18 protein-coding genes are annotated in these 21754 nt (G+C 67.3%); 8 read left to right on the top strand and 10 right to left on the bottom strand.

Translation table 11 applies throughout. The annotated features are described in order from the left end of the window. Nucleotides 1-217, top strand: a 217-nt coding sequence (locus GEV01_RS26940) for a hypothetical protein (RefSeq protein WP_152808879.1), incomplete at its 5' end; no start/stop codon positions are given. Further along, the gene (locus tag GEV01_RS26935) at nt 214-1221 is read left to right on the top strand and encodes an HD domain-containing phosphohydrolase (protein WP_152808877.1); all 1008 of its coding nucleotides are present in this window, start codon (nt 214-216) and stop codon (nt 1219-1221) included. The genes GEV01_RS26940 and GEV01_RS26935, both read left to right, overlap by 4 nt. Here the strand turns inward: GEV01_RS26935 and GEV01_RS26930 are convergent. From GEV01_RS26930 to GEV01_RS26895, 8 genes are all read right to left on the bottom strand, one after another. Then, nucleotides 1218-2414, bottom strand: coding sequence for an aminotransferase class I/II-fold pyridoxal phosphate-dependent enzyme (locus GEV01_RS26930; RefSeq protein WP_152808875.1), 1197 nt, complete (start codon nt 2412-2414; stop codon nt 1218-1220). The genes GEV01_RS26935 and GEV01_RS26930 overlap by 4 nt on opposite strands. Nucleotides 2415-2512: 98 nt before the next feature. Continuing rightward, complete coding sequence (locus GEV01_RS26925) at nt 2513-3892, bottom strand: sensor histidine kinase (RefSeq protein WP_152808873.1); 1380 nt, start codon at nt 3890-3892, stop codon at nt 2513-2515. Continuing rightward, the gene (locus tag GEV01_RS26920; protein WP_328595636.1) at nt 3889-4593 is read right to left on the bottom strand and encodes a response regulator transcription factor; all 705 of its coding nucleotides are present in this window, start codon (nt 4591-4593) and stop codon (nt 3889-3891) included. The genes GEV01_RS26925 and GEV01_RS26920 overlap by 4 nt, the downstream gene beginning before the upstream one ends. 203 nt (nt 4594-4796) lie before the next feature. Next, the gene (locus GEV01_RS26915; protein ID WP_152808871.1) at nt 4797-5948 is read right to left on the bottom strand and encodes a glycosyltransferase family 4 protein; all 1152 of its coding nucleotides are present in this window, start codon (nt 5946-5948) and stop codon (nt 4797-4799) included. Between the two features lie 7 nt (nt 5949-5955). Then, nucleotides 5956-7128: a glycosyltransferase family 4 protein gene (locus tag GEV01_RS26910; RefSeq protein WP_152808869.1), complete on the bottom strand. Its 1173-nt coding sequence runs from the start codon at nt 7126-7128 to the stop codon at nt 5956-5958. Between the two features lie 5 nt (nt 7129-7133). Further along, nucleotides 7134-8051, bottom strand: coding sequence for a GDP-mannose 4,6-dehydratase (locus GEV01_RS26905; protein WP_152808867.1), 918 nt, complete (start codon nt 8049-8051; stop codon nt 7134-7136). A gap of 10 nt (nt 8052-8061) precedes the next feature. Continuing rightward, nucleotides 8062-9105, bottom strand: coding sequence for a GDP-mannose 4,6-dehydratase (gmd, locus tag GEV01_RS26900; protein WP_152808865.1), 1044 nt, complete (start codon nt 9103-9105; stop codon nt 8062-8064). A 267-nt stretch (nt 9106-9372) separates the two neighbouring features. Then, the gene (locus GEV01_RS26895; RefSeq protein ID WP_152808862.1) at nt 9373-11691 is read right to left on the bottom strand and encodes an NADP-dependent malic enzyme; all 2319 of its coding nucleotides are present in this window, start codon (nt 11689-11691) and stop codon (nt 9373-9375) included. Nucleotides 11692-11994: 303 nt separating this feature from the next. Between GEV01_RS26895 and GEV01_RS26890 the strand changes: the two genes are divergently transcribed. Continuing rightward, nucleotides 11995-12390 carry a hypothetical protein gene (locus tag GEV01_RS26890; protein ID WP_152808860.1) on the top strand — a complete coding sequence of 132 codons (396 nt, stop codon included), beginning with the start codon at nt 11995-11997 and terminating at the stop codon, nt 12388-12390. A gap of 4 nt (nt 12391-12394) precedes the next feature. After that, entirely contained in the window at nt 12395-13363 is a 969-nt protein-coding gene (gene thiL, locus GEV01_RS26885) for a thiamine-phosphate kinase (RefSeq protein ID WP_152808858.1), read from the top strand. Here the strand turns inward: thiL and GEV01_RS26880 are convergent. Beyond that, nucleotides 13348-15954: an EAL domain-containing protein gene (locus GEV01_RS26880; RefSeq protein ID WP_152808856.1), complete on the bottom strand. Its 2607-nt coding sequence runs from the start codon at nt 15952-15954 to the stop codon at nt 13348-13350. The genes thiL and GEV01_RS26880 overlap by 16 nt on opposite strands. Nucleotides 15955-16246: 292 nt before the next feature. Here GEV01_RS26880 and GEV01_RS26875 point away from each other — a divergent pair, with 292 nt between their 5' ends. From GEV01_RS26875 to GEV01_RS26860, 4 genes are all read left to right on the top strand, one after another. Continuing rightward, a complete protein-coding gene (locus GEV01_RS26875; protein WP_152808854.1) occupies nt 16247-16738 on the top strand; it encodes a CinA family protein in 492 nt (163 codons plus the stop codon). A gap of 63 nt (nt 16739-16801) precedes the next feature. After that, the gene (locus GEV01_RS26870; RefSeq protein WP_152808852.1) at nt 16802-17542 is read left to right on the top strand and encodes a P-loop NTPase family protein; all 741 of its coding nucleotides are present in this window, start codon (nt 16802-16804) and stop codon (nt 17540-17542) included. 6 nt (nt 17543-17548) lie between these two features. Further along, nucleotides 17549-18136 carry a hypothetical protein gene (locus GEV01_RS26865; RefSeq protein WP_152808850.1) on the top strand — a complete coding sequence of 196 codons (588 nt, stop codon included), beginning with the start codon at nt 17549-17551 and terminating at the stop codon, nt 18134-18136. A gap of 14 nt (nt 18137-18150) precedes the next feature. Beyond that, nucleotides 18151-21141 carry a sensor histidine kinase gene (locus GEV01_RS26860; RefSeq protein WP_152808848.1) on the top strand — a complete coding sequence of 997 codons (2991 nt, stop codon included), beginning with the start codon at nt 18151-18153 and terminating at the stop codon, nt 21139-21141. On the opposite strand, the gene GEV01_RS26855 is transcribed toward GEV01_RS26860, so the two are convergent. After that, nucleotides 21112-21753: a GNAT family N-acetyltransferase gene (locus GEV01_RS26855; protein WP_152808847.1), complete on the bottom strand. Its 642-nt coding sequence runs from the start codon at nt 21751-21753 to the stop codon at nt 21112-21114. The two genes, GEV01_RS26860 and GEV01_RS26855, sit on opposite strands and share 30 nt — an antisense overlap. Nucleotide 21754: the final 1 nt, after the last annotated feature.

The following is a 21754-nucleotide window of genomic DNA, read 5'->3' as shown; positions in this document are numbered from 1 at the left end:
CGCGGCGGCGCAGGCGCTGCTGCCGTCGCTGAAGCGCGGCGCGCTGGAAGACGCCGCGCTGGCCGCGCTGGCGAGCGCCATGAGCGGCGCCGGCCTGTCGGCCGCGCTGGCCAGGCAACTGGCGGAGCTGCACACCGCCCTCAACGATTTCGATTTCCCGCAAGCCCATGCTACGCTGCTGGAATTGGCTGCCCATCTGGCCAAGGAGAACCCATGATTAAAGCCCCCACCAACGACCTGCCGCTGATCCTGGCCGTCGACGACGAGGCCAGCAACCTGCAACTGCTGCGCCATATTTTGCAGGACCAGTACCGCCTGCTGTTCGCCAAGGACGGCCCGCGCGCGCTGGAGCTGGCGCGCCAGGAGCGGCCGCAGCTGATCCTGCTGGACGTGATGATGCCCGGCATGACCGGCTATGAAGTGTGCCGCCAGCTCAAGACCGACGAAGCCACCGCCGCCATTCCGGTGATCTTCGTCACCGCGCTCAGCGACGCCAGCGACGAGGTGGTCGGCTTCGACGCCGGCGCGGTCGACTACATCACCAAGCCGGTCAGCCCGCCCATCGTGCGGGCCCGCGTGCGCACCCACCTGTCGCTGGTGCGCATGGACGAGCTGACCCGCACCCGGCTGGAAATCGTCCAGCGCCTGGGCCTGGCGGCCGAGTACAAGGATAATGAAACCGGCCTGCACGTGATCCGCATGAGCCACTACTCGCGCATCCTCGGCCGCGCGGCCGGCATGAGCGAGGCCGAGGCGGACGACCTGCTGCACGCGGCGCCGATGCACGACGTCGGCAAGATCGGCATCCCGGACAGCATCCTGCGCAAGCCCGGCCCGCTGGAGACGGCGGAATGGAAAGTGATGCAGACCCATGCCGCCATCGGCGGCGAGATCATCGGCAAGCATCCCGGCGGCATGCTGGCGATGGCCTACCAGGTGGCGATGACGCATCATGAGAAATGGGATGGCAGCGGCTATCCGAACGGCCTGGCCGGCCGCGAGATCCCGCTGGTGGGGCGCATCGTCGCCATCGCCGACGTGTTCGACGCGCTGACTTCGGCCCGGCCCTACAAGCCGGAATGGCCGATCCCGCAGGCGGTGGAATACCTGGAGCAGCAGCGCGGCAAGCACTTCGACGCCGACCTGGTCGACCTGTTCCTGAAGCAGATGCCGGCGCTGCTGGAGGTCAAGCAGCGCTGGGCGGAGCAGACCGCCGCTTAAGCCGCCAGGCGCGAGGCGCGGCCGGCCAGCTGCGCCATCACCCGCACCGCATGGTCAATCTGCTCGCGGGTGTGGCCGGCGTTGATCACGAAGCGCAGGCGGGCCTGGCCCACCGGCGCCGCCGGGAACTGGACCGCATCGACGTGGATGCCTTCCTTGCGCAGCGCGATCGCATAGCGCTGGCAAGCCTCGGCCTCGCCGACCAGCACCGGCAGGATGGGCGTCAAGGTCGACAGAATGGTGTAGCCCAGCGGCGCCATGCGCTCGATGAAATAGCGCTGGTTGTCCCACAGGCGCTGGCGGCGCTCCGGTTCCTGGTCCAGCAAATCCAGCGCGGCCAGCAGCGCGGCCGCGCGCTCCGGCGGCGGCGGGCTGGCGTAGCCGTAGGCGGAACTGGTCATGCGTATCACTTCGGCGGCCTCGCGCTCGACGGCGACGTAGCCGCCCAGCGCGCCCAGCGCCTTGCCCAGGCTGCCCATCTGCATGATGCACGGGCTGTAGCAATCGTAGTGCTCGGTGCTGCCGCCGCCATGGGCGCCCAGCACGCCGGTGGCGTGGGCGTCGTCGATGTAGAGCAGCGCGCCGAAACGCTCGGCCAGCGCCACCAGCTGCGGCAGCGGCGCGATCGTGCCTTCCATGCCGAACACGCCGTCGCTGACGATGATGGGCGTGCAGCCCTCTTCCGCGCCCGACTTCAGCAGCGATTCCAGATGCTCCATATCGCCGTGGCGGTAGGTGTAGCGCAGCGCGCCCGACATCTGGATGCCTTCGCGGATGCTGACGTGGTTGAACTCGTCCGAGTAGTAGGCGTACTTGTGGCGCTTGCGGGCGCGGTAGCCGTGCAGCCGCGCCAGCGCGGCCGCCTTGGCGATGGACGACAGCACGCCGATATTGGTCATGTAGCCGGAAACAAACAGCACCGCGTCGCTCTTGCGCGCCAGCGCGCCGAGACGGCTTTCCAGCGCGCGGTAGACCTCCGGCTCGCCGCCGGGCTGCCACGACGCCACGCCGTCGCCGTGGCGGACGCCGTAGCGGTCCAACCCGTCCTTGGCCGCCGCCACCAGGCGCGGATGGCCGGCCAGCGCCAGGTAGTCGTGGCTGCTGAACGACACCACGTGCCCGCCATGCTCCCGCGCGTCCTGCTGGACGGGATGATGCTTGAGCCAATCGGCGATGTCGCTTAAATCGTGCATGGTGGGGATGATCTCGGTATGTAACCCTTCATGCTAGCGCGCAACGGCTTTCCGCCAGCTTGCGGCCACATTACCGATCGGAAAGCTAACCCGGCAGGCTAGGCTTGCGGCGCCAGCGGCAGCAGGATGCGCGCCACCAGCCCCGGCGCGGCGTCCTCCAGCACCAGCTCGCCGCCGTGGGCCAGCGCGGTGGCGCTGACGATGGCCAGGCCCAGGCCGTTGCCCGGCAGGTGGCGGCTGTCGTCCAGGCGGTAGAAGCGCTGCGTCACCTTGCCGCGCTCCTGCTCGGGGATGCCGGGGCCGTTGTCGTGCACCGCGATCGAGGCCAGGCCGCCGTGGTACAGCCCGGCGCGCAGGCGCAGCGAGGCGCCCGGCCCGGCGTACTTGATGGCGTTGTCCAGCAGGCTGGCGACGGCGCTGGCCAGCAGGTTGCGGTCGCCGTCCACGTACAGGTGCTCGGGCGCGTCCACCGTCAGCTGCAGGCCGCTGTCCTCGGCGCTGGCCTCGTACATCTCGCCGATGTCGCTGGCGATGTGGCCCAGGTCCAGGCGCTCGAACAGGCGGGTGCGCATGCCCGATTCGGCCTCGGCGATCTGCAGCAGGCGTTCGAACAGCCGTATCAGGTCGTCGATGTCCTCGATGGCGTCGCGGGCGGCGGCGGTCAGGCGCGGCACGCTGGCCTCGCGCCGCACCACCTCGTCGAGCCGGCCCCGGATGCGGCCCAGCGGCGTGCGCAGGTCGTGGGCGATGGCGTTCGACACGTGGCGGATGCCTTCCATCAGCAGTTCGATGCGGTCCAGCATGCGGTTGATGTCGCGCCCCAGCAGCGCGAATTCGTCGTGTCCCGTGACCGGGATGCGCGGGCTGAGGTCGCCCGCCTCGATCTGCGCGGCGGTGCGGCGGATCGCGCTCAGGCGGCGTTCGATCGCGCGCCGGAACAGCAGCGCGCCGCCCACCGTCAGCAGCAGCGAGACGGCGGCGCCGGCCAGCAGCGCGTGCCAGATCACCTCGCGCACGGCTTCCTGCTCGCTGAGGTCGCGGCCGACGATCAGCGCGCCGCCGTCGTCCAGCGGGCGCAGGTAGAGGCGGGCCGGCGCCGGATGGCCCTGGCGCACCACCATCGCGCTCACCAGCCCCGGGCCGGTGCCCGGCGACGGCAGTTGCGACTTCGGCCACGCATCCAGGTTGCCGGCCAGCGGCGTGCCGTCGGCCGCCACCAGCTGGAAGATTTCGCGGTCGCTGTCGACGCCGTCGTCCAGCTGGCGCCGCACCTCGGCCAGCAGCACGCCGGGCGGCAAGCCGTTGGCGCGCGCCAGCAGGCGGTCCGACTGGACCACGATGCGGCCGTCGATATCGCGGTCCAGCACGCCCACGGTGCCGCGGTAGAACACCGCCGACACCAGCACGATGGAGGCCGTGCCCAGCAGGCCGTAGCCCAGCACCAGCTTGGCGGCGATGGACGCGCGCAGCCGGATCAAGCGGCCGGCTCCCCGTCTTCGGGCGGGGTCGGCCCCATGCGGTAGCCGACGCCGCGCAGCGTATGGATCAGCATGACGGGGAAGTCCTTGTCGACCTTGGCGCGCAGGCGGCTGATCTGGACGTCGATGACATTGGTCTGCGGGTCGAAGTGGTAGTCCCACACCGATTCGAGCAGCATGGTGCGCGTCACCACCTGGTTGACGTTGCGCATCAGGTACTCCAGCAGCCGGTATTCGCGCGGCTGCAGCGTGATGACCTTGTTGCCGCGCGTCACGCGCAGCGTGCGCAGGTCCAGCCGCAGGTCGGCCACCTGCAGCTGCGAGCTGTCGGCGCCGGGCGCGCTGCGGCGCTGCAGCGCCTCGATGCGGGCCAGCAGTTCGGAAAAGGCGAAGGGTTTGGACAGGTAGTCGTCGGCGCCGCCGCGCAGGCCGCTGACGCGGGCGTCGATGGTGGTCAGCGCGCTGACGATGATGACCGGGGTCTGCTTGCCCAGCGCGCGCAGGCGGTCGACGATGGACAGGCCGTCGATGCGGCCCGGCAGCATGCGGTCGAGCACGATGATGTCCCAGTCGTTGCCGACCGCCAGGTCGAGGCCTTCGGGGCCGTTGTCGCAGGCGCTGACCAGGTAGCCCGCCTCGCGCAGCCCTTTGCAGATGTAATTCGAGGTTTCGGCTTCGTCTTCAATAACCAGGCAGCGCACGCGGATCTCCGGATTCAGGGGTGGTGGCGGTATTCTACCCTGCTGGAGAGGCCACGGTGGGGGTGAACTCCCGCCCGGACGACGTCGTTGCGTCACACAGCGGGTGGCGCCGTCTTGGCAGCGTCATTGTTGAGGACCGTCGGCAGGGCGCGGAGTTCGACCGCCATGATAGCCGCGTCCGCCAGCGCCGCCCTTGCGTCAGATCAAACGGTACGTGGAACGGCGCTCTCGCCGGCCGTGCCCGCGCGGGCCGCCAGCTCGCTGTACAGCGCGTGGTAGTTGCGCGCCATGGTCTCGGCGGTGAACAGTTCCCAGTAGCGCGCCTCGGCGCGGCGGCCCATCTCGGCGGCGCGTTCCGGCTGCTCCCACAGCACGCGCATGGCCGCGCCCAGGGCCGCCGGATCGTCGGGCGGCACCACCAGGCCGGTCTCCTGGTCGAGGTTGATGTAGGTGGTGCCGGTGCCGATCTCGCTGGAGATCATCGGCTTGCCGTACATCGCCCCTTCCAGCAGCGAGATGCCGAACGCTTCCGAACGCAGGTGCGACGGGAACACCATCGCATAGCTCAGCTCCAGCAGCGCGACCTTGTCTTCCTCCTCCAGCGCGCCGACGAACAGCACGTGGGTCAGGCCCAGGCGCTCGGCGTGCGCCTTCAACTCCTGCTCCTCCGGGCCGCCGCCGACGATCACCACCGGGTAGTCCAGCTTGGCCATGGCGTCGAGCAGGATGTGCAGGCCCTTGTAGTAGCGCAGCACGCCGACGAACAGGAAGAAGCGCTCGCCGCAGCGCGCGCGCCAGCGGTCCTTGCAGGCGGCCGAGGGCTGCGGGTAGATCGTCTTGTCCAGGCCGTAGGTGATGGTGCGCGTCTTGTGCTCGAAGCGCTTGAGCACCGGCGACGAGGCCAGGTAGTTGGGCGAGGTGGCGACGATGGTGTCGATGCTGCGCAGGAAGCGGCGCTTGAGCGGGCTGTACACGCGCAGCAAATTCTTCTGGCGCACGATGTCCGAATGGTAGGTGACGACGCAGGGCTTGGCTATGCGCGCCATGAAGTGCGCCAGGTCCATGAATGGCCACGGGAAGTGGTAGTGGATCACGTCGGCCTCGCGCGCCAGGCGTGCCAGCTGGCGGATCGCGGCGAACGAGAAGCCGGTCGAGGCGACCTCGAAGTCGAGCTGCGCGCGGTGCACGGTGTGGCCTTCGAACTCGATGCGGGCCGGGCCCTGGTCGCGCGTCAGCGTCAGCACTTCGTTGGTGACGCCGAGGCGGCCGGTGCCCACGCACAGCTGGCGTATCACCTGCTCGATGCCGCCCCAGGTATCGGGGTAGTAGGTCTTGTAGAAATGGAGGACGCGCATGACTGCTTCAGTGAGAGAGGACGTGGTGGTACACGGCGACGGTACGGCGTGCCGCTTCATCCCATGTCAGTTCGAGCGCGCGGCGGCGGCCGGCGGCGATGCAGCGGTTGCGGGTGGCGTCGTCGCGCGCCAGCGTGGTCATGGCGGCGGTCATTTCCGGCACCGACAGCGGGTCGAACTCCAGCGCCGCGCCCTGCGCCACTTCCGGCAGCGAGGTGGCGTTGGAGGTGGCCACCGGCACGCCGCTGGCGAAGGCTTCCACCAGCGGCAGGCCGAAGCCCTCGTGCAGCGACGGGAAGACAAAGGCGCCGGCGCCGGCGTAGATGTGGTGTAGCTGGGCGTCGTCGGTCAGCTTGCTGAGCCAGACCACGTTCTCGCCGCGCTGCTTGGCGGCCTTGATCTGGGCCACCAGCTCGTCGCTGAGCCAGCCCGGGGCGCCGACGATCACCAGCTGGCGCGCGGAACGCAGCACCGGCGGCAAGGCCAGGTAAGCCTCCAGCAGGCGGCCGACGTTCTTGCGCGGCTGCAGCGTGCCGACGAACAGGAAGTAGCCGGGGTTGAGGCCGTGCAGCGCCAGCGTGGCGTCGCGCGCCTCGGCCGACGGCGCGTCGAACCATTCGGGGCGCACGCCATGGTGCACCACGCTGATCTTGCCCTCGTCGACGCCGAAGTGTTCGACCAGCTCGCGGATCGAGTAATGGGAGCCGGTGATCACATGCTGGGCCTTGCGCGCGGCCTTGATCTGCAGCCAGTTCTTCAGGCCGCGCAGGCGCGGCGTGCACCACTCGGGATGGGCGATCGGCACGGCGTCGTGCAGCGTCGCCACCACCGGGCAATCCATGCGCACGATGCGGTAGTCGGTGGCGTGGAACAGGTCCAGCGGCGGCGCCCCGCGGCCCATGACGCCGCTGACGTGCATATGCACCGACGACGGCAGCAGCAGGTCGGCCAGCGTGGCGCCGCGGAACGACAGCGGCAAGGCGCGGCCGACGCTGACGCGGCTGGCGTCGCCGCCCGGCGCGAAGGAAAACGGCAGCACTTCGGCGCCGGCCTGCGGCAGGTGTTCGAGCAGCGCGCGGCTGTAGACGCCCAGGCCGTCGAGGCGGCCGCCGGTCAGCGCCGTCTCGGCCGTGGTGGTGGACAGGCCCACCCGCACGATGCGGGATGCAGGGTTGTTCATCGCCGTCACGCCGTGTACATCCAGCGCAGCGTGTCGGCCAGCGGCACGGCCGCCGAGGCGCCGATGGCGGCCAGCAGGCGGCGGTTGTCGCCGACCAGGCGCACCACTTCATTGGCGCGCACGAAGGCCGGGTTGACGTGGACCTTGATCTGGTAGCCGGCGATGTCGGCCATCATGTCCAGCGCCTCGCCCAGCGAATAGGCGTTGCCGGAGCAGACGTTGAAGGTCTGGCCGGCGGCGGCCGGGCCCAGCGCCAGCAGGCGGCGGTAGCTGGAGGCCACGGTGCGCACGTCCGAGAAATCGCGCCAGACGTGCAGATTGCCCAGCTCGATGTCGGCGGCCTGGCGGCGGAAGTGGGCGACGATCTTCGGCAGCAGGAAGTTCTCGTGCTGGCCGACGCCGGTGTAGTTGAAGGGGCGGACCATGATCAGCGGCAGCTTGTCCTGCCACAGCCGCGCCATGTATTCCATGGCCAGCTTGCTGACCGCGTAATCGTTGGCCGGCGCGGCCGGCACCTGCTCGTCGATCACGCCGGCGTCGGTGTTGCCGTAGACATTGGCGCTGGAGGCCAGCAGCACGGCCGACGGCTTGTGTTCGGCGGCGGCCAGCGCTTCCAGCAGGTTGCGGGTGCCCGCCACGTTGACGCGGTAGATCTGTTCGACGTCGCCATGGCCGACGAAGGCGATGGCGGCCAGGTGGGCCACCACGTCCGGCCGCACCTGGGCCACCACGGCGGCCAGGCCGGCGCGGTCGCCCAGGTCGACGGCGAACTGGCGCGGGCCGGGTGCATGGCCGGGGGTGATGGTGCCGTAGACTTCGTAGCCTGCGGCGCTCAGCTCCTGCTCGACATAGCGTCCGGTGAAGCCGGACAGCCCGGTGATCAGGGCGCGCTTGCCTGCGCCCTCCATGCCCTCAGCAGCCATCGTCGCGTCCTTAGAAGGAGAAGCCGGCTTTGTTGCGGCGCAGGTCGGCCTCGACCATCATCTGGCACAGCTGTTCCAGCGTGGTCTTAGGCTTCCAGCCCAGTTCCTTTTCAGCCTTGGCCGGGTCGCCGATCAGCAGCTCCACCTCGGCCGGACGGTAGAACTTCGGATTGACGCGCACCAGCACCTTGCCGGTTTTCTTGCAGGTGCCGATTTCGTGGTCGGCCGAGCCGCTCCACTCCAGCGCCACATCGACCGCCTTGAACGCCATGCTGACGAAGTCGCGCACGGTCTCGGTGCGGTTGGTGGCCAGCACATAGGTGTCCGGATGGTCGGCCTGCAGGATGCGCCACATGCCTTCGACGTATTCCTTGGCGTAGCCCCAGTCGCGCTTGGCGTCCAGGTTGCCCAGTTCCAGCACGTCGAGCTGGCCCAGGTGGATCTTGGCCACCGAGTCGGTGATCTTGCGGGTGACGAATTCACGGCCGCGCAGCGGCGACTCGTGGTTGAACAGGATGCCGGAGCAGCCGAAGATGCCATAGGATTCGCGGTAGTTCACGGTCATCCAGTGGGCATACAGCTTGGCCACGCCGTACGGGCTGCGCGGGTAGAAAGGGGTGTCTTCCTTTTGCGGCACGGCCTGCACCTTGCCGAACATTTCCGAGGTCGACGCCTGGTAGAAGCGGATCTTCGGATTGACGATGCGGATCGCCTCCAGCAGGTTGACCGGGCCGACGCCGGTGATCTCGGCGGTCGTCACCGGCTGTTCGAAGGAGACGCCGACAAAGCTTTGCGCCGCCAGGTTGTAGACCTCGTCCGGCTGCGCGCTTTGCAGCAGGCGGATGTTGGAGCCCAGGTCGGTCAGATCGTATTCCACCAGCTTCAGATTCGGGTGCGACTGGATGCCGAGTTCCTCGATACGCCAGAAATTCACCGAGCTCGTGCGGCGATAAGTTCCCGTAACTTCGTAACCTTTTTCCAGCAGCAATTCGGCCAGATATGCACCGTCCTGGCCGGTAATGCCCGTAATCAGGGCTTTTTTTATTTTATTCATGGTGAATAGCAATCCAAATCATGGGTGACTTTACAGCCCGGTATTGTAACAGAGCGTACCAGCCGCACTTCTCACCAATTATGTCGATTACATCACTTACATCTTGTTACCATCAGCGGCAGTGATGTCTCGACTTCGTTGATATTGAGGCAATAAAAACGGGGTCAAGTCTGACATTCGGACACGAGTTCTACCGTAACGCGCGTTACGGTAGAACTCGTGTCCGAATGTCAGACTTGACCCCGGGCCTTGCGGCGGCGTGCTACATCAGACCTTGCGCTGGGCCACCGCGTCGACCACGCACAGCGCGGTCATGTTGACGATGCGGCGCACCGTGGCAGACGGCGTCAGGATGTGCACCGGCTTGGCGCAGCCCAGCAGGATAGGGCCGACCGCGATGCCGTTGCCGGCCGCCGTCTTCACCAGGTTGTAGGCGATGTTGGCGGCGTCGATGTTCGGCATCACCAGCAGGTTGGCGTCGCCCGTCAGCGTGGTGCCCGGCATGATGGAGTTGCGCAGTTTGGAGTCCAGCGCGGTGTCGCCATGCATTTCGCCATCCACTTCCAGCGTCGGATCGAGCTGCTTGACCAGCTCCAGCGCGGCGCGCATCTTCTGCGCCGATTCGCTGTTGGACGAGCCGAAGTTCGAGTGCGACAGCAGCGCCGCGCGCGGCGACAGGCCGAAACGGCGCATCTCTTCGGCCGCCATCACGGTGATCGCCGCCAGCTCTTTCGCGTTCGGGTTTTCGTTGACGTGGGTGTCGACCATCACCAGCTGGCGCTCGGGCATGATCAGCACGTTCATCGCCGCGTACACGCAGGCGCCGTCGCGCTTGCCCAGCACCTGGTCGATGTAGTGCAGGTGCAGCTGGGTGGTGCCGAAGGTGCCGCAGATCATGCCGTCGGCGTCGCCCTTCTTGATCATCATGGCGCCGATCAGCGAGTGGCGGCGGCGCATTTCCAGCTTGGCGTACTCTTGCGTCACGCCTTTGCGGGCGGTCAGCTCGTAGTAAGCCTGCCAGTATTCGCGGTAGCGCTCGTCGTGGTCCGGGTTGATGACGTCGAAATCGATGCCCTGCTTCAGGCGCAGGCCGAACTTGGTGATGCGGGTTTCCAGCACGGCCGGACGGCCGACAAGGATAGGACGGGCCAGCTTCTCGTCGACGATCACCTGCACCGCGCGCAGCACGCGCTCTTCTTCGCCCTCGGCGTAGACGATGCGCTTGAGTTCGGCGGCGGTCTTCTTGGCGACCTGGAACAGCGGCTTCATGAAGGTGCCGCTGCGGTAGACGAACTGCTGCAGGCTGTCGGCGTAGGCTTGCAGATCCTTGATAGGACGGGTGGCGACGCCGGAATCCTCGGCCGCCTTGGCCACGGCCGGGGCGATCTTGATCAGCAGGCGCGGATCGAACGGCATCGGGATCAGGTACTCGGGGCCGAACGACAGGTTGCTGAAACCGTAGGTGGTGGCGACGATGTCCGACTGCTCGGCGTGGGCCAGCTCGGCGATCGCGTGCACCACGGCGATTTCCATTTCGCGCGTGATGGTGGTGGCGCCGCAATCGAGCGCGCCGCGGAAGATGTACGGGAAGCACAGCACGTTGTTGACCTGGTTCGGATAGTCCGAACGGCCGGTGCAGATGATGGCGTCGCCGCGCACGGCCTTGACGTCTTCCGGCAGGATCTCCGGGTTCGGGTTGGCCAGCGCCAGGATCAGCGGATTCGGCGCCATGGCCTTGACCATGTCCTGCTTCAGCACGCCGCCGGCCGACAGGCCGAGGAAGATGTCGGCGTCGCTGATCACTTCGGCCAGCGTGCGGGCCGAGGTTTCGCGGGCGAAGCGTTCCTTGTCCGGGTCCATCAATTCCTTGCGGCCCTTGTAGACCACGCCTGCCAGGTCGGTGACGTAGATGTTTTCCAGCGGGAAGCCGAGGTCGACGATCAGGTCCAGGCAGGCCAGCGCGGCCGCGCCGGCGCCCGACACCACCAGCTTGCAGTTGGCGATATCCTTGCCGACGTACTGGATGCCGTTCATGATGGCGGCGCCGACGATGATGGCGGTGCCGTGCTGGTCGTCGTGGAAGACCGGGATCTTCATCTTCTCGCGCAGCTGGCGCTCGATGTAGAAGCACTCGGGCGCCTTGATGTCTTCCAGGTTGACGCCGCCGAAGGTCGGCTCCAGCGAGGCGATGATGTCGACCAGCTTGTCCGGGTCGGATTCGTTGATCTCGATGTCGAACACGTCGATGCCGGCGAACTTCTTGAACAGCACGCCCTTGCCTTCCATCACAGGCTTGGCGGCCAGCGGGCCGATGTTACCCAGGCCCAGCACGGCGGTGCCGTTGGTGATGACGGCCACCAGGTTGCCGCGCGCCGTGTATTTGTAGGCGTTGGCCGGATCGATGACGATCTCTTCGCATGGCGCGGCCACGCCCGGCGAGTACGCCAGCGCCAGGTCGCGCTGGTTGGTCAGTTGCTTGGTCGGCGTGACGCTGATCTTGCCTGGCGTCGGGCACTCGTGGTATTCGAGCGCCGCGAGGCGCAATTGTTGACGAAGTTCTTCTTTTTTATCAGATGACGAATCCATGCTGTGCTGCCTTCCTGTTTGTACTGTCGGAAAGCTTCCGATTTTATCAGACCAATTCTTTCAATTAAGTAGGTATTTTCACCAACAGCTATGACTGATATCAGCATTATTTATGATCTGAGGCAACTCAAACCGAATTTTTGACGCTTTTAGCGGCATTAAACTATCAATAGCTTCAACATAATCAATTTTCCGGTTTTATCACTATTTTGTATCGGCCGATGAATTTTGATTGAAAATGCCAATCAGCCGGCGGCCGGGGGCCAAGTAAGCTGGATCCATCCCCACCTACCGGAGCTTGCCATGCCCACCATGATCAGCAGCGGCGCCGACCTGCCGGCCACCACTGGCGACGCCGCCCCCTCCAACGCCTGGACCTGCCTGCAGGATTGGCAGCGCCACGGCATCCAGCTGGCGTTTGTCTACAGCCGCTCGCTCGGCGGCCTGATGCAGACCGGCCAGGGCAAACTGGCGCAACTGGGCGAACAGGCGCTGACCATCGAAACGGCCGGCAGCCGCCTGCTCGTCATGCTGGCCGGCGCCCGCTACGAGGCCGGGCCGCAGCTGTTCTTCACACCCGACCTGCTGGACCGCTACCAGGTGGAAGGCATCGCGGTCCGCCTGGCCAACCACGACTGGCTGTTCCTGTCCGCCGACACCACAGCGCCCCGCGCGACGCTGCACGCACCGGTACAATAACGCCATGCTCTCCGAATTCGACCTCATCCAGGAATACTTCCAGCGCCCTCGCCACCCTGCCCGCGCCACGCTCGGCATCGGCGACGACTGCGCCCTGCTCACCCCCACGCCCGGCATGCAGACGGCGATCTCGTCCGACATGCTGGTCGAGGGCCGCCACTTCTTCGCCGGCGAGGACGCGGCCCGCCTCGGCCACAAGGCGCTGGCGGTCAACCTGTCCGACCTGGCGGCGATGGGCGCGCGCCCGGTCGGCTTCACCTTGGCGCTGGCGCTGCCGTCGGCCGACCGCGACTGGCTGGCCGGCTTTTCCCACGGCATGTTCGCGCTGGCCGACGCCCACGACATCGAGCTGATCGGCGGCGACACCACCAAGGGCCCGCTGACCATCTGCATCACCGTGTTCGGCGAAGTGCGGCCCGGCCAGGCGCTGCGCCGCAGCGGCGCCCGCGCCGGCGACGATATCTGGATCTCCGGCACGCTGGGCGACGCCCGCCTGGCGCTGGGCGGCTACCGCCTCGAACTGTCGATGGACGCGGCCAGCCTGCAGGCGGCCGCCGTGCGCCTGCACACGCCGACGCCGCGCGTGGCGCTGGGCATGCTGCTGGCGCAACAAGGCCTGGCCAGCTCCGCCATCGACATTTCCGACGGCCTGGTGGGCGACCTCGGCCACATCCTCAAGCAATCGGGCGTCGGCGCCACGCTGGACCTGGATGCGCTGCCGGCCGGCGCCGTGCTGGTCACGCGCGATGCCGCGATGCGCCGCGCCTACACCGCCGCCGGCGGCGACGATTACGAACTGTGCTTCACCGCGCCGGCCTCGGCGCGGGCGGACGTGCTGGCGGCGGCCGCCAGCGTGGCCACGCCGGTCACGCGGGTCGGCAGCATCGAAGCCGCCCCCGGCCTGCGCCTGGTGGACGCGGCCGGCGCCGCGCTAGACCTGCAACTGGAAAGCTTCGATCACTTCACTTCCTGAAGCGCGGTGACGTCCTCGTCCGGCTGCCCCGCGTGGCGGCCGCTGCCGTGCATCAGCCAGTAGTGGTGGAAGGCCAGGCGGATGTTGTCGCGCAGCTGGGTGTCGTCCCACGGCTTGGTGTAGAAGCGGTAGATGGCGCCGCGGTTGATCGAATCGAGCACCGCGTCCAGCCCCGTGTAGCCGGACAGGATGATGCGTATCGTCTCCGGATACATTTCCTTGACCTTGCTGAGGAACTCGGTGCCGCTCATGCCCGGCATGCGCTGGTCGCAGACGATCACCTGCACCGCGTGCAGCGCCAGCATCTCGAAGCCTTCGCCGGGCGTGGCCGCCGTCAGGATCTGGTAGCCGTCGCGGCGGAACAGCCGGTGCAGCGAGGACAGCACGTTGACGTCGTCGTCGACGATCAGCAGCGTCTGCGCCGGCTTGCCGGGATGGGCGGCGTCCGGCGGCAGGCCGCGGCCCGAGGCCAGCAGTTCGGCCAGGTCCGCCGGCGCCACCGGGCGGCTGAAGTAATAGCCCTGGATTTCATCGCAGCGGCTGCGCCGCAGGTACTCCAGCTGGGCGCGCGTCTCCACCCCTTCGGCGATCACCCGCAGCTTCAGGCTGTGCGCCATGCTGATGATGGCCTGGGCGATGGCGGCGTCGTTGGGGTTGGTGGTGATGTCGCGCACGAAGGCGATGTCGATCTTCAGCTTGTCGATCGGGAAGCGCTGCAGATAGGCCAGCGATGAATAGCCGGTGCCGAAATCGTCGATCGCCACCTTGATGCCGATCGCCTTCAGGCTGCTCAGCACGCTGATGGTGCGCTCGGTGTTGGACATCAGCGCGGTCTCGGTCAGCTCCAGTTCCAGCAGCTCGGCCGGCACGTCGTGGCGCAGCAGCGCGCTGCGCACCGTCAGCTCCAGGTCGCCCTCGACGAACTGGCGGCTGGCGACGTTGACCGCCACCCGCACCGGCCCGACGTCGCTGCGCAGCCAGGCGCCGATCTGGCGGCAGGCGGCATCGACGATCCAGGCGCCGACCCGCACGATCAGGCCGGTATCCTCCAGCACCGGCACGAACTCGGCCGGATAGACCAGGCCGAAGCCGGGCCGCTGCCAGCGCAGCAGCGCCTCGGCGCCGGCCACCTCGCCGCTGTGCAGGTTGACCTTGGGCTGGTAGTACAGCAGCAGTTCGTTGTTGTCCAGCGCGCGGCGCAGCGCCAGCTCCATGTCCAGCCGCGCCAGCACTTGCACGTTCATGCCGGCGGTGAAGAAGCGGTAGCCGTCGCGCCCGGCCTGCTTGGCGCGCTCCATCGCGGTGTCGGCGTACTTGACCAGGGTTTGCGGATCGGTGGCGTCTTCCGGATACATGGCGATGCCGATGCTGGCGCTGAGCACGGCCTGGTGGCCGTCCAGGTCGAACGGCAGGCGCAGCGCCTCGCGCACCTCGTTGGCGGTGTGCACCGCGTCCTGCTGGTCGCGCGTCATGGTCAGGATCAGCGCGAACTCGTCGCCGCCCATGCGGCCCACGGTGTCGCGGATGCGCACGCACTGCACCAGCCGGTTGCTGAACTGGCGCAGCAGCTCGTCGCCCAGCGCCGCGCCCAGCGAATCGTTGATGTTCTTGAAGCGGTCCAGCGCGATGAACAGCACCACGATGCGCCAGGACTTGTCCTGCGCGAGCGTGATGGCGTCGCCCAGGGTCTGGAAGAACAGCGTGCGGTTGGGCAGGCCGGTCAGGCTGTCGTAGTGGGCCATGTGCTGCAGCAGTTCCTCGGACTGGCGGCGCTCGCTGATGTCGCGCGCCACGCCCAGCAGCACGGCCGGCTGGCCGGCGCGCTGCAGCAGCTGCCAGTAGAGCTCCACCGGCACCGCGATCAGGTCGCGCCGCATCAAGTCCTGTTCGAGCAGCTCGGGCGCGCGCGCCGGGCCGATGGCGGCGGTGTAGGCGGCCAGCCGCTCGGCCTGGTCGCGCAGCGCCGACGGCGAACCCAGGCCGATGCGGCTGGCGCTCTGGCCCAGCATCTCGCTGCGCGGATAGCCCAGCATGCGGCAGGCGCCGTCGTTGACGTCGACCACGTCGGCGCTGTCGGCGTCGAGCAGGAAGATGGCGTCGGCGGTGGCGTCCATCGCGCTGCGGAAGCGCTGCAGCTCGGCGGTGCGCTCGCGCACGGTCTGCTCCAGGCGTGTGTTGTAGTGGCGGGTTTCGCGGTGCAGCAGGCGCACCTCCAGCATGTTGCGGATGCGCGTCAGCACCTCGACCGGGTCGAAGGGCTTGCTGACGAAATCGCGCGCGCCCATGTCCAGCGCCTTGATCTTGTGGTCGGGCTGGGCGGTGACGACCAGCACCGGCAGCCAGGCGTCGGTCTCCAGCGGCTTGAGCGCCTCCATGACCTCGAAGCCGGTCATGTTCGGCATCTGCATGTCGAGGATGATCAGGTCGTACTGGTGCTCGGCGTGCCAGCCGGCCACCACGCGCGGATCGGTGGTGGCGCTGACCGCCGTGTAGCCGGTGGAACGGAGCAGGTATTCCAGCAGTTCCACGTTCACCGGCTGATCGTCGACGATCAGGATGCGGGCACTGAAAATGTCGGTCTGGCTGATCATAGGATGGGCCTCCGTATGGTCCCTGGTGAGCCGGCGTTCTGGCCGGTTCGGACCGCGTCCCTCTCTTGTGCAAGCTTAACAGTTTGCACAATCGGCGGCGCACGCCTGCGGTGTCTGGGCAGGGGCAGCCGGGTTATCGTTTCGAGTGTACGCAAGTTCAAATCGGCGGTCTAATGTTTTTGTGGACTATTGCGATTCTGGCAAAACATTTTGTACACTACTGGCATCGATTGCGAACTGCATGGTACAGTGGAAGCCAGCCCGCAGATTGCCGCAACAGAAGGAGCGTTTCATGAATTCGAACAGCGACACCATCCTCGACCTGGCCGCACAAGTCGGCAAATCCCTGCAAGCCAAGGGCCTGATACTGGCCACCGCCGAGTCGTGCACCGGCGGCGGCGTGGCCCAGGCCATCACTGAAATCGCCGGCTCGACCGCCTGGTTCGACTGCGGCTTCATCACCTATTCCAACGCCTCCAAGACGGAAATGCTGGACGTGTCCGCCGCACTGATCGCGCAGATGGGCAGCGTGTCCGAGGAAGTGGCGGCCGCCATGGCGACCGGCGCGCTCGGCTCCAGCAACGCCCATCTGGCGGTGTCGACCACCGGCATCGCCGGCCCCACCGGCGCCGTGCCCGGCAAGCCGGTCGGCACGGTCTGCTTCGGCTGGGCCAACGGCGACACCGTGCACACCGAACGGCTGGTGTTCAGCGGCGACCGCAAGGCCGTGCGCGAACAGACCGTCATCCATGCCTTGCAGGGTTTGCTCCGCTTCATCGACTAGGCGGTTGCCATCCCGCCGCAAAACAATTACTCTCGACGCATTCAAGCGATTCAGGAGTAATTGATGCAAAACTCGGTACATTTTATTCTCCAAGGTAAGGGCGGTATCGGCAAGACGCTGGTATCCACCATCCTGGCGCAGTGGATCGCGGCCAAGGACCTGGTGGAAGACCAGCAGCCGCTGCGCTGCTACGACACCGACCAGGAGAACGCGACCTTCTCGCGCTACAAGGCGATGGACGTCAAGCATGTGCCGGTGATGACCGACAGCCGCACCATCGACCCCAAGCGCTTCGACGCGCTGATGATCGACATCCTGGAAGAAGACGGCAACTGCGTCATCGACAACGGCGCCAACACCTTCTCGCCGCTGATGGGCTACCTGATCGAGAACGACTGCTTCTCGCTGCTGGAGGAATCGGGGCGCAAGGTCTACATCCACACCATCGTCGGCGGCGGCGACACGCTGCACGACACCGCCATGGGCTTCGTCTCGACCGCCAAGTCGACCAATGTGCCGCTGGTGCTGTGGGAGAACGAACACTTCGGCCTGCTGCAATCGGCGTCCGGCAAGCAGTTCACCGAATCGCAGACCTATGCCGACAACTCGTCGCGCGTGAAGGGCCGCATCGTGCTGTCGGCGCGCAACGCCGACACCTTCGGCGCCGACATCAAGAAGATGAACACGGCGCGCCTGACCGCTAACGAGGTCAAGGAAAGCGACAAGTTCAACCTGATGGAAAAACAACGCATCAAGGTGGTATTCCGCGATTTGTTCGAGCAACTCGACAAAGTGGAGTGGTAAGCCGCCATGGATCAGCACAAGCTGCGCAGCCTGGTCTTTGAAAAAACCGGCGTCCGCATCGACGTCGACGACCCCGTGTTCGCGCTGGTGGCGCTGAACGAGGCGGTGCTGGCCGAGACGGTCGAGCGCCACATCGCCCTGATCGACGCCGCCTCGCAGGAACTGGTGCAGCACGCCAGGTCGGCCGTCGGACTGGGCGCGCAGCACGACGGCGTCCGCAAACCGGTGGCGCTGGACGCCACCAACGAACCGGCCGCCATCGGTGCAACTGCGGCGGCCACGGCGGCCGGCTACGCGCCGGCGCCGGCGATGCCGGTGCGCGCCATCGCCACCCAGTCGCCGGCGGTCACGCCGCGCGAGCTGCGGCTGCTGGGCGCGGCGGCCGGCGTCTCGGTGCTGAGCGCCTTGCTGGTGCTGGGCGGCCAGGCCGCCTTCTTCAAACCGCTGCCGCCGCCGGCGCCGGTGATCCAGCAAGCCAAGGCGCTGACGCCGGAACAAACCACCGCGCTGGCCAACGCCGACAAACTCAACAAAGCCATCCAGAAGCTGGACCCGAAACTCCGCGCCCAGCTTCAAGCTGAGCTGCTGAAGTAAGCGGCGCCGGCGGCATGGCATTCCCCATCGTCCGCCGCCTGCTATTGATCGGCATGCTGATGGTTGGCCTTCCCGCGGCCGCCATCCCCCCCGACCGCACATTGTCACAACTGGAGCACCGCTCCTGGACCGCCAAGGACGGCGTGCCGCCATCGATCATCACGATGGACCAGACCGATGACGGCTATCTGTGGCTGGGCACCGGCGCCGGCCTGTTCCAGTTCGACGGCGTGCGCTTCCAGCCCTTCCAGCCAAGCACGGGAAAGATCTCGACCAGCGCCGTCTACTTCATCAAGGCGCAGCCGGGCGGCGGCCTGTGGATAGGCTGGCGCCAGGGCGGCATCAGCTTCGTCAAGGATGGCGCGGTGGTCAACTACGGCGCCGACGAAGGGCTGAGCCTGGCCAGCTGGTGGGCCTTCGCCTTCGACCGCCAAGGCCAGGTGTTCGCCGCCGGCCTGGACGGCGTGATGCGCTTCGACGGCCAGCGCTGGCACAAGCTGGGCCCGGCCCAGGGCTTCACGGCGGACAAGGCGTCCGTCATGTTTGTCGACAAGGACGGCACGCTGGCCGTCTTCACCGACCACGGCTTGTTCCGCCTGCCGCCGGGCGCCGCCACCTTCAAGCCGCCGCTCGGGCATCTGGGCAGCATCGAGCCCCCGCAGTTTGGCCCCGACGGCCGCATCTACTTCATGGAGGCGCGCGGCCTGCGCATCATCGACAGCCTGGAAACCTATGACAAGGCCGACGGACCATGGCTGTTCAAATCCACGCCGGAATCATCCCACCGCATGCTGGTCGACCGGTCGGGCAGCCTGTGGGTGGAAACCGCGACCTGCGGCGTCTGCCGCTTCGATCCGCGCCGGCCGGACAAGATCGAAAGCTTCAGCGTCAAAAACGGCCTGAGCTCGAATCTGGTCGCCACTTTTTTCGAGGACCGCGAGGGCAATGTCTGGGTCGCCACCGCCAAGGGGCTGGAGCGTTTCCGCCAGGTCGATGTGAACCTGGTGACGCCGGCCTTGCCGGGCGCGGAAGTGAGCGAAGGCAGGCTGCTGCCCGGCCCGGCCAACGCGATGATGCTGACCACCGTGGCGCAGGTCGGCAGCTGGCTGGAAGTCACGCCGGACGGCGAAGTGCACAACAGCGCCTGGCTGAAGCAGCATGGGATAGGCCGGGTGCAGGTGATCCAGCGCGGGCGCGATCAATCGCTGTGGCTGGCGGAGCGCGCCCGCCTGCGCCGGGTGACGCCGGACGGCGCGGTGCACGCCATCGAATATCCCGAGGACATGGGCCCGGTCCATCTGGTCCACGCGCTGGCGCATGGCGAGGACGATACGCTGTGGATGTCGGTGGTGAATGCCGGCGTGCACCGGCTGCGCGGCGGACGCTGGGACCGCGAAACGCTGCTGCCGGGTGAAGGCACGCGCTCGGCCATGTCGATACTGGCCGATACCTCCGGCCGGATGTGGTTCGGCTACAGCAGGAACACGGTGGTCATGCTGGACAAGGGCAAGGCGGTGACTGTGCCCATCGAGCAGGACGGGCAGCTGAAAGGCACGTCGGTATTGTACGAGTCCCTCGGGCAGATCTGGGCCGGCGGCGAGGCCGGGCTGGCGCGCTATCACGACGGACGCTTCGTCAAGGTGAGCCTGGCGCTGCCCAACATCCGCAGCATCTCCTCCATCCTGACCGACAGCAGCGGCAATATGTGGCTGAATTCATCGGCGGGCACGGTGCGGCTGGACGGCCGCTCGCTGGCCGACGCCATCGCCCACCCGGAGCAACCGGTGCAAGGTCGTCTGTTCGACGCCACGGACGGCAGGCTGGGCATCACCGACCTGCTGGGCGCACAATCGCTGGCGCAAGCCGGCGACGGCAAGATATGGCTGACCACGCACGACGGCGTCGCCTGGATCGATCCGCTGCATCTGCTCAAGGCGCCGGCGCCGCCGCCGGTCGTCATGCAAGCGCTGAGCGCGCAGGGCCAGACGTACCGGCGGCCCGCGCAGCTGAACCTGCCCGCCGGCGCAGGCAATGTGCAGATCGACTACAGCAGCGCGCTGCTCGGCACGCCGCAGCGCATGCGCTTCAAGTATCTGCTGGAGGGCTACGACCAGGAATGGCAGGACGCGGGCGAGCGCCGCCAGGCTTTCTACACGGGCTTGCCGCCGGGCGAATACCGCTTCCGCGCGGTCGCGGAAAACGGCGCCGGCAACTGGGGGCAGGAAGGCCCGGGCCTGCGCTTCAGCGTTGCCGCGAGTTTTTACCAGACCTGGTGGTTCAAGTGCCTGCTGGTCTTGAGCGGGATGGCGCTGGTGTGGCTGCTGCACCGGCTGCGTTTGAAGCGCATGGAACTGCGGATCAAGGCGCAGATGGAAGTGCGGCACGCGGAGCGCGAGCGCATCGCCCGCACGCTGCACGACACGATCCTGCAAAGCGCGCAGGCGCTGATCCTGCGCTTCGACCGCATCAAGCGCGCCCTGCCCGCCGCCGACCCGGCGCTGTGCCAGATCGACGCCGCGCTCGATGCCGCGCAAGAGGTGGTCGACGAGGGACGCGAGCGGGTGCTGGAATTGCGCAGGCGCGATGCACATCCGGGCGCGCTCGGCGACTACCTGTACGAGTTCGGGCAAGCGATGGCGCAGCAGCACGGCATTTGTTTTTCGCTGAGCACGCAGGGCGAGGCACGCGAGCTGGCGGCGGCGGTCAAGACCGAAGTGCTGGCCATCGGCAAGGAAGCCTTGTTCAACGCGGTGCGGCACTCGGGCAGCGCCGAAGTGAAGATCGAGCTGGTGTATGCATCCGCGCAGTTCTCGATGACGGTGCAGGACTACGGCAAGGGGCTGGATGCGAGCGTGCAGTCGTCAGGAAAACGGCCGGGGCATTGGGGCTTGAGCGGCATGAGCGAACGCGCGCAGCAGGTCGGCGGGCAGTTGGTTATCGACAGCCGGCAGGATGTCGGCACCACCGTCGTGTTCTCAATCATCGCCAGGCTGGCCTTCGGCTAGCACGGCCGTCGAGTACGGCGCCAGTTCCTGCCAGCCCAGGCTGAGATACAGCGCGCGGCCTTCGGCCGTCGCCACCAGCAGGCGATCGGCATCGCCGGCCACGGCGTCCAGCGCATGCATCAATGCGCTGGCCAAGCCTTTGCGGCGATGCGCCGGCGCCGTTTCGATGCGGTCGAAGATCGCGGTTCCCTGATGCAGCACCACGCCGCCCGTTGCGGCCGTCTGGCCGTCGGCGTCGACGATGCGGATGATGTGCGCGCCATGTTCAATCGCCGATTGCAGCGCATAGCCGGCAGGCAGCGGCGCGGCCTGCGCCATCGGTGTGGCGCGGGACATCAGGTAGCGCGGGCGTTCGATGGCCCAACGCGTCGGCAGCGCGTGGCGCAGGGTCTCGACGTCGACGGCAGCCTTCAGGAAGACGCGGTGTTGCAGGATCTGCGCCGCGCACGCTTGCAGTGCAGCGCCAGCATCGACAAACACATGGCGGCGCAATTGCTCCGGCCAGCCGACCTCGACGACCAGACCGCCACCCTCGCGCTGCGGCAACGGCAAGCCGCGCGCCAGGCTCCAGCCGGACAGCCAACGTTCAAGTAAATCCAGATTCAGATGCATG

Source organism: Rugamonas rivuli (genome assembly GCF_009380165.1).
In the GTDB taxonomy this organism is placed as follows: Bacteria; Pseudomonadota; Gammaproteobacteria; order Burkholderiales; family Burkholderiaceae_D; genus Rugamonas; species Rugamonas rivuli.
Note: the sequence above shows the minus strand (reverse complement) of the source record. Positions and strands in the feature narration are given on the sequence as shown.

Bases quoted from the DNA above. Each gene is read 5' to 3' on its own strand.
- GEV01_RS26860 (WP_152808848.1), top strand. From the start codon at position 18,151: ATGGCATTCCCCATCGTCCGCCGCCTGCTATTGATCGGCATGCTGATG.
- GEV01_RS26880 (WP_152808856.1), bottom strand. From the start codon at position 15,954: ATGATCAGCCAGACCGACATTTTCAGTGCCCGCATCCTGATCGTCGAC.
- GEV01_RS26875 (WP_152808854.1), top strand. From the start codon at position 16,247: ATGAATTCGAACAGCGACACCATCCTCGACCTGGCCGCACAAGTCGGC.
- thiL (WP_152808858.1), top strand. From the start codon at position 12,395: ATGCTCTCCGAATTCGACCTCATCCAGGAATACTTCCAGCGCCCTCGC.
- GEV01_RS26915 (WP_152808871.1), bottom strand. From the start codon at position 5,948: ATGCGCGTCCTCCATTTCTACAAGACCTACTACCCCGATACCTGGGGC.
- GEV01_RS26895 (WP_152808862.1), bottom strand. From the start codon at position 11,691: ATGGATTCGTCATCTGATAAAAAAGAAGAACTTCGTCAACAATTGCGC.
- gmd (WP_152808865.1), bottom strand. From the start codon at position 9,105: ATGAATAAAATAAAAAAAGCCCTGATTACGGGCATTACCGGCCAGGAC.
- GEV01_RS26930 (WP_152808875.1), bottom strand. From the start codon at position 2,414: ATGCACGATTTAAGCGACATCGCCGATTGGCTCAAGCATCATCCCGTC.
- GEV01_RS26935 (WP_152808877.1), top strand. From the start codon at position 214: ATGATTAAAGCCCCCACCAACGACCTGCCGCTGATCCTGGCCGTCGAC.
- GEV01_RS26910 (WP_152808869.1), bottom strand. From the start codon at position 7,128: ATGAACAACCCTGCATCCCGCATCGTGCGGGTGGGCCTGTCCACCACC.
- GEV01_RS26855 (WP_152808847.1), bottom strand. From the start codon at position 21,753: ATGCATCTGAATCTGGATTTACTTGAACGTTGGCTGTCCGGCTGGAGC.
- GEV01_RS26865 (WP_152808850.1), top strand. From the start codon at position 17,549: ATGGATCAGCACAAGCTGCGCAGCCTGGTCTTTGAAAAAACCGGCGTC.
- GEV01_RS26870 (WP_152808852.1), top strand. From the start codon at position 16,802: ATGCAAAACTCGGTACATTTTATTCTCCAAGGTAAGGGCGGTATCGGC.
- GEV01_RS26890 (WP_152808860.1), top strand. From the start codon at position 11,995: ATGCCCACCATGATCAGCAGCGGCGCCGACCTGCCGGCCACCACTGGC.
- GEV01_RS26905 (WP_152808867.1), bottom strand. From the start codon at position 8,051: ATGGCTGCTGAGGGCATGGAGGGCGCAGGCAAGCGCGCCCTGATCACC.